The sequence below is a fragment of the Dysgonomonas sp. 216 genome (assembly GCF_010501065.1).
Lineage (GTDB): Bacteria > Bacteroidota > Bacteroidia > Bacteroidales > Dysgonomonadaceae > QVMM01.
Map to the genome: position 1 here is coordinate 28,755 of NZ_QVMM01000014.1, position 17,910 is coordinate 46,664.

A 17,910-nucleotide genomic window follows, 5' to 3' on the forward strand; every position below is an offset into this window, starting at 1 on the left:
AAAATTGAGAATATGAAAAAATATAAGTTTTTAATATATGTAATGGCTTTTCTTACATGTTTTTCATCGTGTGACTATCTCGATTTGGAGCCCGAAGATGGTGTTACCCGTGAAAAATTCTGGAAAACGAAAGAGGAGGCATTTTCGGCTCTAATGGGCTGCTATGCTGCTATGATGAATTCTAATAATATGTTTCGTTATGTAGTATGGGGTGAGGCTCGTGCCGAAATGATAAAGGCTCACGAAGTTCGTGGTGCCGATTGGTGGAATAATATACAGAATGGAGAAATATCTTCGACAACAAACATGACGCAATGGGGTAGCATATATACGGTTATTAATAACTGTAATACTGTTTTGGAGTATGCCAAAGAAACACAAAAAAGAGATGAATCGTTCTCGATGTCGCTTTTAAAGGAATACGAAGCAGAGGCTGTTTGTATACGTGCGTTAATGTATTTCTATCTGGTTCGTACATTCGATCAGGTTCCTTACATTACAGATGCTTCGATTCAGGACGATCAGGAATATTTTATTCCCAAAACACCTCAGGCCGAAATTCTGGACTATTTAATCGAAGATTTAAAGGCTGTTGACAGAACTCAAAATGGTTCGGAATATGGTATACCCTATAGTTACAAAGAAAATGAGCACACAAAAGGACGTTTCACCGTTTGGAGTTTAAAATCGTTACTTGCCGATATTTATTTGTGGAAAGGCGACTATGAAAATTGTTTGAAAGAATGTAACCAGATTATCAATTCGGGACAATATTCTCTTCTTCAGATTGCAAAAACAGAAGTTGAAACAGAAGACCCTGCAACAGGAAACACCGTAATTGTTACTTATCCGGTTGAAGGCGACGCTGATAATTATTTCGTCAATATGTATGCAAATGGAAACTCGGAAGAGAGCATTTTCGAACTTCAATTTGGAACCGATTACGCTAATCCATATTATAACATGTTTGGCCCCGATTATGGAACTTGTGTAGCTAATACCGATTATTTGTTTTTCGAAGCATTTCCTTCGTCGGAAATAGACAGGGGCTGGTACGATATCCGTACGCAAGGAGTGTCGTATAATCAAGGTCTTGTGTGGAAATGGGTAGGCTTGGGACGTAACTACGATCAGGTAAGAGAGCGTACCGAATCGTATAGCAACTGGATTTTTTATCGTTTATCCGAAATCTATTTGATGAAAGCCGAGGCTTTAAATCAGTTAGCCAAACAGGACGGAGATGTTGGGAAATTAGAACAGTCTTTAGAGTGTGTACGTATAATAAGAGACAGGGCAAATGCTCCTGAAAGTACAGATTTGTTTAGAAATACGACGACGATAGATGTGAAGGTTCTTGAGCAATTTATTTTGGCCGAGAGAGGCCGAGAGTTTACTCACGAAGGGAAACGTTGGTTCGATTTACTTCGTAATGCGAAAAGAGATAATTATGCTTCCGGAAATCTCGATTATTTAATGACATTAGCTGTGTATGCAGCAAAACCCGACAAAGCAATAAGTCTTCAAAATAAATGGAAAGGAGATTATAATAGTCATTATTTGCCTATTAATGAATCGGAGATGAGGACTAATAAGGCATTGGTTCAAAATCCTTTCTATTCGAAATAATATTAATCTGAAAAAGATATGAAAACAATACAAGCAAAAAATATAAAGTCATTCTTTCTTGCAAAGATCGTGATATTGGCTCTTCTTTTGGGTAGCTTCTATTCATGCGAGAAAGATATGGCTGATGGAATATTTCAGGTGTCAGACGAATTGATGATCGATGAAATATTGGAAGAAAAGGCTGATATGTCGATGTTTTTGAGCATAATCGACAAGTCGGGGCTTAGAGGTACAGTTCATGCCTATGGAACATATTCATTGTTTGCTCCAACAAACGATGCCGTTACTGCATACCTGAGAACCGAAAACACTTCGATAGAGGCTATGACTCAGGAAGATGCTTTGAAATTGGTGAAGTATCATTTAGTGACCGATACTTTGTCGACTGCCGATTTTATTGACGGGCGTTTAAGTGCTGTTAATTTTGAAAATCGCTATTTAACAACCAAAACAATTGCCGATACAGAGTTAAACTTAGTTTACATAGAAGTTGACCGTAAAGGTAGAATTGTAGAGAAGGATTTACGTGGAGCCAATGGTTATGTGCATATTGTGGATGCGGTTTTAACCGAGCCTGTAATGAGAATCTCGGATATAATAGATGCTTTGGACCCGATTCAGTATTCATTGATGAAGGAAGTTTATGAACGTTCTAATTTTGGCAGTGTAATAGATGCAGAAGGCAGCGATGTTGATACTTTAGGAAACAGGGTATGGAAAACGTTCTTTATTCAGGATAATGACGGTTTTGCATCAGTAGGCATTACTAATATCGAACAGCTATTAGACCGTTTGAAAGAAAAAACACCTGCTATAACCAACGAAGATACGTTGTTGTATAATTATGTAGCTTATCATTGTGTACCACGTTTGATGTATGTAGCCGATTTATTGATGGCTTCGGATTTGGAAACAATGGTGGATAAGAAAACCATCAGGGTTCAAAGAGATCAGGATAAAGTAATATTGAACGAATTTGAAATTAATGGGGAATTGGAACCCGGTATCGAGGTCGACCGTTACAACGAAGAGTACGCAGACCTTTCGTGTGCAAACGGAGTTGTGCATAAGATAAAAGGAAATATCGAGATTGTTAATCGTGCAGCTTACCGTATATTCTGGGATATTGCCGAGCAACCCGAGATTATGGCTCTTAAAGGATTCAGAAAAGCCGGTACTCATGCAACGTTTGTAGCCGGAGATTTATCGGAGATTACATGGGGTGGACGTTCTCCTCAAACATTACATTATTATTGCTTCGATTTCCCAACTGTTCTTTCAAAAGATTCGCCTCCTTATGTTTATGGCGACTATCTGAGTATCCGTATTTGTTCGAATACAACACAGTGGATCGAATTTAAAACTCCGGTGTTAATTGAAGGACAATACAAGGTTTGGTTTACTTTCCGTCGTGTAGGTAATATGGACTTCAGAACTGTATTCAAACAAGAAGGGCAAGATGACCAAATTCTTGGAAACTGCTCATGGAACTGGTTAAATAGTCCTGCATCGTATGGAATGACAGAGTGGGATGCCGCATATCAGAAACGTTTGGAATTGGATGGTATGAAGGTTTGGACACCTAAACTTAACGATACGGCATTACCATCTGTTTTGCATGGTATAATAGATGTTCAAACAACAGGGCGTCATATTCTTCGTCTCGAACCACTTGTGTGGGTTCAACATACGCCTAACATCGACATGATCCATTTTATTCCTCTCGACGAAGATCAGATATGGCCTAAAATGGATGCAAGAGGAAACTGGGTTTATGAAAATACTCCCGATTGTGAAGTTTGGCCGTACACCGATTGTAATGCAGGTGGAGAAGAAGGTGAAGGTGAGGAAGAATAAACTTGACCGTGTTTAGAAACTTTGATTTAACAACGAGATAATTATGAAAATAAGATCAATATATCGCAATCTAGTAATTGCAATCAGTATTTTTAGCTTGTCGGCTTGCGAAAAGCAATGGGACGATCATATTGAAGTTGATAATGGCAGGGAAACTGAAACTATCATGCAGGTATTATCATCAACACCCGAAACTTCGATATTCGCTTCCCTTCTTAAATCGACAGGCTATAGTGAGTTGTTGTCGGGCGATAAAGCTATCACGGTTTTTGCTCCGTTGAATAGTGCTCTCGAAACATTGGACTTTGCGGATGAAGATGCAACCCGTGCTTTTGTGAGGAATCATATAGCATATCTTTCTTACACAATATCGAACAATAATTTTTCGAAAGATTCTATAGAAATGCTAAACAGTAAAATCTTACCAACCGGCAATATGTCGGTTGGTGGGGCTGCTGTTAATGCCGAAAAATTTAATATAAAAACAGCAAATGGTATACTTCATCTGATGAATGAAGGTATTGCTCCTAAACTTAACATATGGGAGTACCTTCAAGCTCAAAGCGGATATAATATCGTCGATTTTATAGTGTCCCGAAATTCGAAGGAAATGGATATGGACAAGAGTGTCTTCCTCGAATTTGATGAAAACGGAAACAGAGTATATGATACAGTGTGGATCGATAAGAATATTGTATTAGATGAACTTATGATAAATAATGAATCGCAACGTTTTACCTTTGTTTTAATGGATAATACAGTGGCAAGCAGTATTTTGAGTAAATATGCAAAATATTTTACTCGCCCCGATGTTAACCAGCAAGATTCGATATTAATGACCGAGTTGGTGCGCGATTGTGTTTTGCTACCGGTTAAGATAAACGCAGCAGGGCAATACGAAACCGTATTTGGTGTAAAAGTCGACATTAATGGTTTGACTAGTGAATACGAAGCTTCGAACGGATATGTTTACATAATATCGGCAGCTGACGTTAAGATTTATGAAAATAAAATCAAAACTAAAATTATTGAGGCAGAAGACTATAAAAGTACGTATTCGAACAGAGCTTCGTGGGCATTACGTTACAGACCTTGGGCTAGCGGAGGTTATGACATGATGATGAACGGAATATCCCGCGATTTAGTAAACTATACATATCTTGATGAAAATGATGAATTGGTAGAGTCGTCGGTAACGTATACTTATTATTATAACAATGCGGGATCTGCAGCAACATATGCATCGGCAAATAACTGCTATATTGAGTTTGAAGTTGATATGTACTCGGTAGATTATGAGATTTACTGGTTGTCTCACGATGATATTGATTGGCACTCGAATAAAGAATTATACGAAAGCAAACATAATACTACTGTAGTGGATACACTTTGGCGTCCTCTTCCTTTAACACAAAAAATGCTAATCAGTTTGCCTGACGAAGAAAAAGTAAGCCGTTCGTCTGTAAATGGGTCGATAACAAACAACTTTAATAATAGTACAGTGTTTGCTGCAACATCGATAGCCGGCGGAGATCCGGCAACAAAAGAAGTTAAACTGAACCGTTACAACACAACTGATGGCGATTCGGAAGTAAGAAACTTTATGCCTAATCTGGAATCGATGTTTGCCGGAAGTGATGCATTCGGAGATAAAGATATATTAAAATGTCCTCGTTATGGAAAAACTACATTAATGGTAGCAAATACCGTAAGGGAAACTGGTAATAATGTGGGTTTAATATTCCTCGATTATATTAAACTTGTGCCAAAAGTGGATGTGAACGATTAATTCATTAAATGAGTGATATTGAAAAATGAAAAAATACAAAATGTATAACACCATGAAAATAGTTAAATATATAATTCCCTGTTTATTTTTCCTTATCTCTTGTTTTGCTTTGCAGGCTCAAGAGAGGAAAGACATGCCTTACACCGTGTCGGGAACTGTAAAAAGTGCTTACACTAAGCAACCATTGCCGGGTATAAGCATTACTTTGCCGGGGGTGTCGTCGGCAATGACCGGCGATGATGGGCTGTATACTATTAAGCTTCCGTCTACTGATGTTATCCTCAAGGTTTCCGGTCCCGGATATTCTGGTAAGGAAATATCGGTAAGAGGACGTAGTACTATCGATATTGAAATATATGAGGAAGAGTTCTCAAGTGTAAATCAAAGTATGATTGTACCTAAAGGTGAATCTTCTCCTTTGAAAGTTACAAATGCATGGACTTCGGTAAACGAAGAAAACATTCTTAGCACAGCTACAACTGCCGATGCTTTATTGCAAGGTAGGGTTGCCGGTCTGAATGTAGTATATCGTTCCGGATCGCCGGGTAATGGAGCAAACATATTTCTCCGTGGATTTAATACAATGCATGCAGGATCTCAGCCCTTATATGTTGTAGACGGAATGCCTTACGAAAATTCGGCATATTCATCGTCTCGAATCGGTAATTATTTCTCTAATCCGTTAGCATCAATCGATATTAAAGATATTGAAAGTATAACCGTTATGAAAGACGGAACATCTTTATATGGGGTTAAAGGTGGTAATGGAGTGGTGCTTATCCGTACCATAAAAGCAAAGGAAATGGAAACAAAAATAAATTTCCATATGCATACAGGTATAAACTTCGAGCCCAAAAATACTCCGGTTCTGAATGCTTCGGAAAGTAGGGTTTTGTTTTCGGATATCTTACAATCGAGCGGAATGTCATCTTCGCAAATAGGAGGTTTACCATATATGGATAAGTCTATACCACAGAAAGAAATTTGGGGATATAGCGGAAATGCAGATTATTACCGTTACAATCATAATACAAATTGGCAGGATCAATTGTATGATGCAAGTTTTAATCAAAACTACTATCTGAATGTTTTCGGAGGAGATGAAACTGCATTATATGCATTGTCTATAGGCTTTTTGGATCAACAAGGGGCGATGAAAAGTACAAGTTTTCAACGATTTAATACCCGATTTAACTCGGAGATAAAATTGACAAGTAAATTTACGGCAACTGCTAACATGAGTTTTGTTTATGGTTCGCGCGATTTGGTTGACGAGGGTCCTTTCAGAGCCACAAATCCAATTTTTGCAGCACTGGTAAAAGCTCCTTTTACAACTGTGAATAAATATAATGAAGATGGGCGCAGATCTCCCGATATTGAAGGTGTGGATGTATTTGGTAACACTAATCCGTATTCGTTAGTTAATTCATCGGATAGAGAAAGTACTCAATACCGTTTTATTGGTAACATAGACGGTGAGTATAAACTGACAGATGATCTTAAACTGAACGCAATGATTGGGGTAAACTTTAACAAAGAGCGTGAAAAAATATTCTACCCCGGAGGTGTAGTTGCTTTCGATACATTAGCATTAGGTGTTGTTAATAACAAAATGGAACATAGGGTCGATCGCTTGTTCTCTCTTTACGGTGAAGGTTCTGCTTCTTATGATTTGTCGGTAGGCACCGATCATGATTTTGGATTCAAACTGGGTATGCGTTATCAGCATAACGAGTCGGAAGACGATTGGGGTACAGCATTTAACTCTAGTTCCGATAACTTTAAATCAATTAATTACGGAGAAGCCTTGTTAAATAAAGTAGGAGGTTTTATCGGTAATTGGAATTGGGCATCTATATTCGGCAATGTTAATTATGGTTTTAAAAGCAAGTACTTCTTAACCGGAACTCTATCGGCCGATGCTTCTTCTAGGTATGGCGACGATGTGTCTACTTTCCTTTACTATCCATCTATTTCGGGAGCTTGGCTTCTTACAGGCGAAGATTTCTTGAAAAGTGTTGATGCTTTAGATGTTCTTAAGCTAAGAGTAGGTTACAGCCTTTCGGGTAACGACGATATAGGAAACTATAACGGACGTAAGTATTATAAAACTAAAAATCTTCAGGGTATTTTCGGTCTTGTTCCCGGAAATCTGGTTGACCTGAACCTTAAACCCGAAAAATTATCTCGTTTTAATGTTGGAGTTGATGCATCGTTCCTTAACGAACGTGTAAATGTGAGTTTAGATGTATATCAGAGTAAAACTACTGATATGATTACACAAACAACGGCTCCTCGTACATCGGGCTTCCAATATTACGTGACTAACGGAGGTGCACTGAAAAATACGGGTGTAGATTTGACTGTAAACAGCCGTATATTAAATGGTTTGTTTAAATGGGATCTTGGATTTACGGTTTCTGCTTATAAAAACGAAATTACCGACCTGAAGGGCGAAGAATATATAACTTCGGTTTGCGGAGGCGAGGTGTTGAGCCGCGAAGGAGAAGCTCTGGGTGTATTCTATGGTTATAAAACAAATGGAGTATATAGTACACAACAAGATGCCGACGATGCTGGATTAGCAATTATGCAAGGTCAAAACCGGGTTGCTTTTGGAGCTGGAGATGTTCGTTTTATTGATTCGTATGATGATAATGGAAACGGAATTATTGACGAAAAAGACAGAGTAATTATCGGTGATCCTAATCCTGATATGTTTGGTTCTATATCTAACTCATTCAGCTATAAACGTTGGAATTTGGACGTGTTTATGACATATTCGTTAGGAAACGATGTTTATAACTACACTCGTTCTCAGTTAGAAAATATGTCGGGACTCGATAACCAGACTAAAGCTGTAAGAAACCGATGGAGAGTAGAAGGCGATGTTACAGATATGCCACGTGCTACTTACGGAGATCCTATGGGTAATGCCCGTTTCTCTGATCGTTGGATTGAAGATGGATCTTACCTGAAAGTGAAAACAATAAGCTTAGGATACAAATTACCTATCAATTACAAGGTATTAAGAAGCTGTACATTCTTTATGACTGCCGAAAATCTGATAACATTTACAGGATATAAGGGACAAGATCCGGAGTTCTCGTTAGGAACAAATCCATTGTATTATGGTATTGATGCAAGCTTCGTTCCTCATCCAAAAACTTTGTCGTTAGGATTTAAGCTTGAACTGTAATATTAAAAGTGAGACGTGTATAAATTAGAACTAAAAAAGATATAAGAAATGAAAGCATTTAAAATAATATTGTCATTGGTCTTGTCGTCTTCTTTATTATTCTCGTGTCTGGATACCGATTTGGAGGAGGCTGTAGAAAAAGATGATTTTTACCAAAATCTGGATGATGCCGATGCTGCGATTTTAGGACTTTATAGTAAAGTTCAGGATTTGGCTGCTCCATTAGTGGTATTGAATGAGTTGCGAGGCGACTTAATGGATGTAACCAGTAACGCATCGGACGACCTGATGGAAATAAGCCTGCATAAACCGGGTAAGGATAACGAGTGGGCAAATGTATTGCAATTTTATAGTGTTATACAATATTGTAACGACATCTTGTATAACTTCGATAAAATGAAGAAAGAAAATAAATTGACATTAGAAGAGTACAATGAGCGTTACTCTGATGTAGGAGCTATTCGTTCGTGGATATATTATCAGTTGGGAGTTCACTATAACAAGATTCCATACATTACATATCCGGTATCGAGTGTTGATGACATGGTAAATAATACAGGTAAGATGATGGAAGTGGGAGAGCTTGTCGACAGTTTAATACTGTTTATGGAAGGACTTCCTACTCTCGAAGATTATGCAGATTCTAAACTGATAACAGGTTCGGTTCCTAATACCAGCCCTAGCTTTACGTTGGTTCCATTCTTTATTAATAAGAAATGTCTGTTAGGAGACTTGTATTTATTTAACGATAAATTTGAAGATGCAGCTCGTACCTATCGCGAAGTAATGGCGATAACCGAGGATGCAGACGCAACTGGTAATAACGAAAAATACAGGGTAAGAACATATACATATACAGGCGGAAATCCTACATGGTTCCAAATTATTTATGCACGTAATCTGGACGAAGATGCTTCGTCGTTGATTAATGCATGGAAAAATATGTTCTCTTTGCCTGCCGACGACCGTTATGCTAAAAACGAAATGATATGGGAAATGACTTTTGATTATAAGTATGCTCCTACATATCCGTTTGTTGAGTTGTTTGCAAATTACGGAAAAGGTAAATATCTGTTGAAACCATCGGTATATGCTGTTAATGAGTTTTGGGGTGGAGAAGCCCAAAAAAATCAAATTCCTTACGATGCCAGAGGTATAAGTGGTGGTATAAGCGAAACTTCGCAAGGTGAATATATTATTGCTAAATATCTAACAGACTATAAGGTTGACAAACCATTCGAACAACAAGGTAAATGGTTCCTCTATCGTGCAGCTTTGTTACACTTGCGTTATGCCGAGGCTGTGAACCGGATTGGTTATTATAAACTTGCTTCTGCATTTTTGAATAATGGTATCGCTTCAACATTTACATGGACTCCGAACGATGGACGCGATGCATACAGAGCCGATTCTATTCAGGTTAGTGGATGGGGTCCGGGCAAACCTTACCCAGCTCCTTTTTACTTTGATGCACGTATGAGCAATCAGCCTTCGCTGAGAGCCCCATGGCGTGATCATGGAGGTGTGCGCAACCGTGCCAATTTGCCGGCTGTGGTTATTCCTGCAAGTGATTCGTTGCATTTTATTGAGAAAAAACTGGTAAAGGAAGCAGGTCTTGAACTAGGGTTTGAAGGTCACAGATGGATAGACCTTATACGTATTGCCCGCCGTTTAGAGAAAGAAAATTCAGGTAGCGGATCCGATTTCCTTCGTGAAGTTATGACTCGTAAGTATGAGTTGTCGGGACAAACTGCGCCCAATTTCTCTGATCCGGATAAATGGTATTTGAATTTCTACAATTAATATAAGAACTTAAATAATAAATGTTTTGCCGGAATAGCATTTAACCTATGTTCCGGCAAAACAATTTATAAACAGACCATGAAAAAATTTTACATAATAAGTATTTGTCTCTTAATTGGGCTGCAATCGTTTTGTCCTTCCGTATTAAGTGCTCAGACGAATGAAATAAAAGAAAACTTAGGACGTGGATTGGTTGCATACAGAAAAATTGTCGATGGCAAAACTAAAATCTGTATATCGTGGCGTTATCTGTCGAAAGACGATCCGTCGATAAAATTCAACGTTTACAGGGTTGTTCCCACTGAAGAAAAACTAAACGAAGAGCCATTAACTACAACATGGTTCGAATATGAAGATGAAAGGCCAAACCGTGTGCTTCGTTTCTATCTGAAAGAAGTTGTTGATGGGGTAGAGAGCGAAACAGTAGCCCAATACCTGCTTAAATCGGGTTTAGGTATGACATATCCGTATATCGAAATTCCGATGAAACAAATTGACGGAGACGACAGTTGGGCATATTCGCCAAACGATGCTGTTGTTGCCGATTTAGATGGTGATGGAGAGTTCGAAATAATAGTTCATCGCACCGGTGCCGGAAAAGATAATGCACAAAGCGGGGTTACCGATCCTCCTGTTTTGCAGGCATACAAGCTTACCGGAAAATTCTTGTGGGAAATAAATCTGGGAGTTAATATCAGGGAAGGTGCCCATTATACCCAATTTATGGTTTACGATTTGGATGGAGATGGAAAAGCCGAAGTTGTATGTAAAACAGCCGAAGGTACAATCGACTCGAAAGGTACAGCTGTGGGCGAAGCCTATTTTCCCGAATATAAGAAGAAATATAATTTGAGTAATAACTTCAACGTAAACGCAAACTACAGAAACAGTGGTGGATATATTCTTCAAGGTCCTGAATTTTTAACCGTGTTTAATGGCGAAACAGGCGAAGAAGTTGTAACAACAGAGTATGATCCTCCTCGTTATAGTACATATAACAGCGGAAACGAGATTCCTAAGATGACTCAAACTGGTGACGAACTTAAGAGTCGTTGGGGCGATAATTATGGTAATCGCGTCGATCGTTTTCTAGCCTGTGTTGCTTACTTGGGTGGAGAAAACCATAGTGTTGTAATGTGCCGCGGATATTATACCCGTTCGGTATTAGTAGCCTATGACTACATTAATAAGAAACTGGTAAAACGGTGGAAATTCGATACATGGAACAACTCTTCGTTAAGCAGTTACACCGGACAAGGAAATCATAACCTGAGGGTTGCCGATGTTAATGGCGACGGATTTGACGAGATAATTTATGGACAAATGGCTGTTAGCCACAATGGAAAAGGTTTGTATACAACAAAACTAGGTCATGGCGATGCAATGCATATCGGCGATTTTGTTCCCGAGCGTCCGGGCTTGGAAGTTTTGGGTGTACATGAGAATAAGAAAGATGGTACTACTTTGAGGGATGCAAAAACCGGAGAAGTTATTTATCAGATTACATCGGGCGACGACGTTGGTCGGGGAATGGGTGCCGATATAGATCCTAACCATAGAGGTATGGAGTTTTGGTCGAGCCGTTCGGGAGGAGTTATTTCCGGAGCAACAGGCGAAGTAATCCGATCAAGCGCAAGCGGTGTGTCTATGAACATGGCTTGTTGGTGGGATGGCGATTTGTTGCGCGAACTTCAAGATGGTATATCGGTAACAAAATACAATTATACAGCCGGAGGTTCTACAAAATTGATGGAAGCCACAGGCTGTGAGTCTAACAACTCAACAAAATCGAATCCATGTTTGCAGGCCGATGTTTTGGGCGACTGGCGCGAAGAAGTTATTTTGAGGACTTCAGATAATAAGGCTGTCAGAATTTATCTGACTCCTTATGAAACGGATTATCGTTTTCATACTTTTATGGAAGACCCTGTTTACCGAATGAGTGTTGTTTACCAAAATGTGGCTTATAATCAGCCAACAAATACAGGCTTTTATTTTGGCCCCGATTTGGAAAATATTTTTGTTGAAAAAAATATCAGGGTCGAGCAAGCTACATATACATTAGATCCTGTATTTGATGCGATATCCTATAAATGGTCGACAGGAGAAACAACTAAAAAAGCTGTATTAAAATATAGTGATTTTACACCTGAAGTTGCTACGCCTGTTTACTTGGATATGAATTTCAGAGGTTATAATTTTTCCGATACGGTTTATGTGACCTTTGCACAAGGTAGTGCTATTGAGGATGTTATAACTCGAGGAGATGTTGAATTGAAACAAACAGTGGTTCAGGACGAATTAACTATTAATCTGAATACACAAGGAGTAAGTCAACTTAAGATATTCAACACAGCGGGAATAATGTGTGTTGATGATAAAATAGCGGGCGGAATAGCTTCGTATCCTGTTAATGTTTCAGCATTACCACAGGGTATGTATATACTAACTGTTGTAAACAATAGTAAAACTTATACATTCCGTTTTGTGAAGACGAATTGATTTTATCTAAAATAAAATTGCTCTTTTAATGTGCTATATTCTTTGCTTTTAGTCAGAATATAGCACATTTGTGCTTAACCTGAATTTTTTTTAATAATAAACCACCGGCAAATAGTGGTATTTATAATTTATTCCATGAAAAAAATAGCTTTAATTTTATCTCTAATATTTATTACGGGTAATCTTGTATATGCCCAGCGAAAGATGGAAAAGCTGGACAGGGGTGTTGTTGCTATTCATAAAGGCAATAATAATGTGTTTATATCGTGGCGTTTATTAGCTACAGATCCGGACGATATAGCGTTTAATGTTTACAGGCAAAGAGGGGCTCAGGCAGCCGAGAAACTGAATAGCGTTCCTGTTACAAATTCAACAAATATGGTTGTTCAGCTCAGTTTGTTAAACTCGTCTTCCCGTGTTTTTGTAAAACCTGTAATTAATAATATAGAAGGAGAAGAGGAAGGAACGTGGACTATTCCGGGAAATCCGGGCGCACACAGAATTGTACAGGATTATACTTTTGAGCCTATTCCCGATGTTGCTGCCGATTATACAATGAAATTTTGCTGGCCTGCCGATTTAGATGGCGATGGCAAGTACGATTTTGTTTTAGATCGTCAAAGCTATGGCTCGACCGGAGAGTCGGAAGAAGACGTTAACGATGTTAATTACCTGACTCCGTATGTCGAAGCATATAGCCATGCAGGAAAGTTTAAATGGCGTATTAGCATGGGACCAAACGTAAAGATATGTAACGGGCATAATGATATGGTTGTTGCGTATGATATGGATGGCGACGGTAAAGCCGAAGTACTAATGAAAACAAGCGAAGGCACAACTTTTGCCGATGGTACGGTTATTACAGGTGCTAACGGGCAAGTAAAGGATTATCGTAAAACAAACGAGGTTGCTCCTCACTATATTTCCATTGTTAATGGCAACACAGGTGTTGAAATAGATCGCATCGAGATGCCAAATAAAGATATGTTCGAAAAAGAACTTTATGGCGACTGGAATTACAAACAACTGAACGGGCATTTTGCCATTGCTTATTTAGATGGGATAAATCCCAGTTTGGTTTTTGAACAAACGAACCGGAATAAAGATAAGTCGTTCAATTATATGATAACCGCTTGGGATTATAAGGATGGAAGATTAGTTGAACGTTGGAACTGGGTAGACAGGGAGTACAGATATAGTCATTTTCATCAAATAAGGGTTGCCGATGTTGATGGCGATGGTTGCGACGAAATAATTGAAGGTTCGTGGGTACTCGATCATGATGGAACTCCGTTGTTTAATACCGACTTAGTACATGGCGACCGTCATCGTACAGCTGATATTGATCCCGATCGTCCGGGGCTTGAAACTTTTGCTATTCAGCAGGATAACCCCAATACATTGGGTATGGCATTGTATGATGCTGCTACTGGCGAGATGATTAAACGTTGGTATCAGTCGTCGGTAGGGGATGTTGGTCGAGGCGAATGTATGGATATGGATAACGCTTCGCGAGGATTGGAAATGTATTCAACAATGCACGGGTATTACGATTGTAAAGGAAATATATTGTCCGATAAGTCAACATTGCAACCGGCTGAAGGTATTTGGTGGGATGGCGATCTTTCGCGCGAAAAATTATCGCCAATAGGTAAAGAAGGTTTTAATCTTGCAATAAATAAATGGAATTCTGCGACTAAAGGTTTCGAAAGGGAACTACCTAATCTGTACAACGAAAAATCGGCTTATTATACTAAAGCCGAATGGGGAGGGCGTCCTGCTTTCTTTGGCGATATTTTGGGCGATTGGCGCGAAGAGTTAATCGTAATGCGTAGGGATGCTTCGGGTTTTTGCGTAATAAGCAATTGGGCAGAATCGGATCATCGTCTTTATTGTTTGATGCAAAACCCTGGTTACCGAATGCAGACAACAACAAGAGGATATTATCAATCGCCATTTACCGATTATTATTTGGCTAGCGATATGCCTGCACCCCCTATTGCACCGGTTCAATCGGCCGATGTTTATTTTACCGAAGGAACCACATTAACCAATACTACTATAGATGGTAAAAGTGTGATGTTCGATTTGCGTAATCCTGATACAAATATAACATTGACCGGAAATCTGTCTCCCTCCCGTATTTGGATGATAAACCCTAAAGGCAAAGATTATGTATTTTCGGGTACAGGTGTTTTGTCGGGCAATATGGACTTTGTTAAAACACAACAAGGAACATTTACTTTAACAGGCAATCATGTTTACACAGGAAATACGCGCATATCGGAAGGACGGTTTGTGTTGAATGGCTCGTTACTAAGTAAAGTTATAGTAGATGCACGCGGAATTATTGGAGGTATAGCCGAATTAAAAGGAGGAATAGACTTGAACGAAGGTCTAAACTATATGGGAGGACGTATCGAACCGGGTAATGGTGGTACAGCCGAAGGTCTTGGAAATATTACTGTTCAGGGAAGTATAAACGGAAAAGGAAGGAATTGCTTTGCTTTCGATATTGTACCCGAATCGTCAGCCGTGAATGATAAAATTGTTGTTAACGGAGATTTTAATGTAACCGGAAGTAATAATACATTGGATGTTACTTTTGCATCACCTAAACCTGTTGCCGGAGAATATACTCTGATTACATTTACAGGAACAACAAATGCAACAGCAGATAATTTTGAGGTAAGGGGATTAACTAATACTCCTTATAAAATTAAGGTCGAAGAGCATGCAATAATACTTGAGGTGGTGGCTACCCGTGCAGCACAACAGATTGTTTGGTCGGGAACCGAAAGTTCTGATTGGAACTTTATTTCTAACAACTTTAAACTGAATAATGTTGATGTTTTCTTTGTTCCCGACGATGAAGTTACTTTTAATGATGAAGCTCAGAACAAGAACGTTGTACTAACGGCTTCTATGCCTGCATCAAAAGTAATTTTTGATACAAACTCAAATTATACCGTGTCGGGAAGCGGAGCTATAAGTGGCGACGCTTTGTTGACGAAAACAGGTACAGGTACGGTAACTATAAATAATATATCTAATACATATACAGGTGTAACAAGTATAGTTGGCGGAACATTGGAAGCTGTAAATATAGGCTATTCGGGCGAGGCTTCGTCTTTAGGCGCGGGTTCGTCTGTTGATATATCTAACGGAAGGCTTCGTCTGACCGGTATAAGTGCTACAGACCGAGTGATGCTGATGGAAGGTAATGTAGAGCTGGAAATGAAAGGGTCTTCATCAAGCTTGATGTTGGCAAATGCAGTTGACGGTACAAATGCCGATTTTGTGAAAACAGGATCGGGGTTGGTTAATCTGCAAGGCAGCAATATCTTTAAATCGGTAACACTGAAAGCCGGAACCATTTTCCTTGGTTCTATAATCGGTAATCGTTATGGTTTAGGTAATTCTACACTGACTATGGAAGGTGGTACATTACGTTTGCTTGATATTAACGACATGTCGAATACCTTCGATTCACCGTTTAATATACATATCCCTGAAGGAAAAACTGCACGGATCGATGGTTCGAGCCGTTGGCGAATGACAGGGAAATTAACCGGAGGCGGAACCCTTAATTTTGCGATACCTTATGTCCGTTTAGATTTACGGGGCAATTGGTCTGAGTTTACGGGGCAAATCAACATAATAAACGGAAGTAGAGGTGGCGACTTCAGAATAGATAATACTTACGGATACACAAATGCTACATTTAATTTGCAAGCCGGAGCATCGGTTTATCCGCTATCGACGGGACGTATTGTAAAAATAGGAGCCCTGTCGGGTGTAGCCGATTCTAAACTGTCGGGCAATAGTACAACATGGCAAATAGGGGGCAATAATGCTTCGAGTTTCACGTATAACGGCGTAATAGAGGGTACAAGCTCTAAACTGATAAAAGAGGGTACAGGTACCCTGACGCTTACAGGAAGCAATACATATACCGGAGGTACACAAGTAAATGCCGGAACTTTGGTTGTGAAATCAATATCGGGAAGCGCGACAGGAACCGGAACTGTAACTGTAAAAAGTGGGGCTGCACTAAGCGGGTCGGGTACTGTTGGCGGAAGCGTAACTGTTGAAGCTAATGGCTATTTAAATTTGAACGATTCGAAGCTTGGCGAGTTTAATATAGGAAATAATCTGATATTAAAAAGTACTTCTAATTTACTTGTCGATATGAATCCGCTAGCTCTAACAACAGACGTTATAAATGCTAAAATAGTAACACTATCGGGAACCCTTACTATTAACAATATGGGTGCAACCTCGTTTGCCGATGGTATGGAATTTAAAATATTTAATGCATCGACAGGAGCGCAAGGTAAATTCGAAAAAGTTCTTCCCGAACTCGATGGCCTTATTTGGGATCAGAGCCGTATAACTGAAGGTATTATTATAGTGAAGTCGGGTAGTAGCATTTTCGATAATACAACTTCGGGTAAGTTGAGCATGTATCCCAACCCTGTAAAAGATATTTTGACTATCGATATGGAGGGATATAAAGGAGATGTAACAGTGAGTTTTCTTTCAATCGACGGCAAACTTTTAAAGCTTGCAGAGAAGGAAAGTGATGGAATACTGAAACTCGATGTATCGTGGCTCGATCAGGGTAACTATATAGTTGTTCTTGATTGGGATAATAGAACTTACCGGAATAGGATAACTAAATAATGCAGATCGGTATTCGAATTTTATCTATAATATAACAGTTGGGGCGGCAAATATGTCGCTCCAATTTTCTAATAAAAGAAAACAGCAAAACTTGTCAGGTTTGTCAGGTTTTAGAATTTGTTACATTCCTTGGTCCTGTGAATAATATATAATTCTATGTTGATAGAATAATGCGACTGTCAAATGTGTCAGGTTTTTTTAATAGATATTTTTAGAACAATACATTTGACGCATTACTCCAAAGTTGATATGCATTGGTAAATCCTTTTTATTTAACTAAAGATATATAATGTATAAGTGCTTAAAAAAGAACTCTTAATGTTAAATGTAGATAGATAAAACAGGAGCGTGAACAGAATTCCATTCATTTGGACGATAATATATTTTTATTGATTTTCTACTTTCTATTTTTGTTTTGGGCTAAAAATCGATATACGCTGTGTGTTTT

At 38.8% G+C, this 17,910-nt stretch carries 7 protein-coding genes and 1 pseudogene; all 8 read left to right on the forward strand.

Annotation, left to right across the window (positions count from 1 at the left end; translation table 11 throughout):
* Positions 1–12 precede the first annotated feature (12 nt).
* Complete coding sequence (locus D0T53_RS09315) at positions 13–1,626, forward strand: RagB/SusD family nutrient uptake outer membrane protein (protein ID WP_163267163.1); 1,614 nt, start codon at positions 13–15, stop codon at positions 1,624–1,626.
* 18 nt (positions 1,627–1,644) lie between these two features.
* Positions 1,645–3,483 (forward strand): fasciclin domain-containing protein, encoded by a 1,839-nt coding sequence (locus tag D0T53_RS09320; RefSeq protein ID WP_163267165.1) that lies wholly within the window; start codon positions 1,645–1,647, stop codon positions 3,481–3,483.
* Positions 3,484–3,526: 43 nt separating this feature from the next.
* Positions 3,527–5,272, forward strand: coding sequence for a fasciclin domain-containing protein (locus D0T53_RS09325; protein WP_163267166.1), 1,746 nt, complete (start codon positions 3,527–3,529; stop codon positions 5,270–5,272).
* A 25-nt stretch (positions 5,273–5,297) separates the two neighbouring features.
* Positions 5,298–8,471 carry a SusC/RagA family TonB-linked outer membrane protein gene (locus D0T53_RS09330; protein WP_221411519.1) on the forward strand — a complete coding sequence of 1,058 codons (3,174 nt, stop codon included), beginning with the start codon at positions 5,298–5,300 and terminating at the stop codon, positions 8,469–8,471.
* Between the two features lie 48 nt (positions 8,472–8,519).
* Positions 8,520–10,274 (forward strand): RagB/SusD family nutrient uptake outer membrane protein, encoded by a 1,755-nt coding sequence (locus D0T53_RS09335; protein WP_163267170.1) that lies wholly within the window; start codon positions 8,520–8,522, stop codon positions 10,272–10,274.
* Between the two features lie 78 nt (positions 10,275–10,352).
* Positions 10,353–12,287 (forward strand): annotated as a pseudogene (locus D0T53_RS09340) (rhamnogalacturonan lyase); the annotation flags it as partial.
* Between the two features lie 165 nt (positions 12,288–12,452).
* Complete coding sequence (locus tag D0T53_RS13750) at positions 12,453–12,776, forward strand: T9SS type A sorting domain-containing protein (protein WP_370457811.1); 324 nt, start codon at positions 12,453–12,455, stop codon at positions 12,774–12,776.
* A 135-nt stretch (positions 12,777–12,911) separates the two neighbouring features.
* The gene (locus D0T53_RS09345) at positions 12,912–17,462 is read left to right on the forward strand and encodes an autotransporter-associated beta strand repeat-containing protein (protein ID WP_163267174.1); all 4,551 of its coding nucleotides are present in this window, start codon (positions 12,912–12,914) and stop codon (positions 17,460–17,462) included.
* Positions 17,463–17,910: the final 448 nt, after the last annotated feature.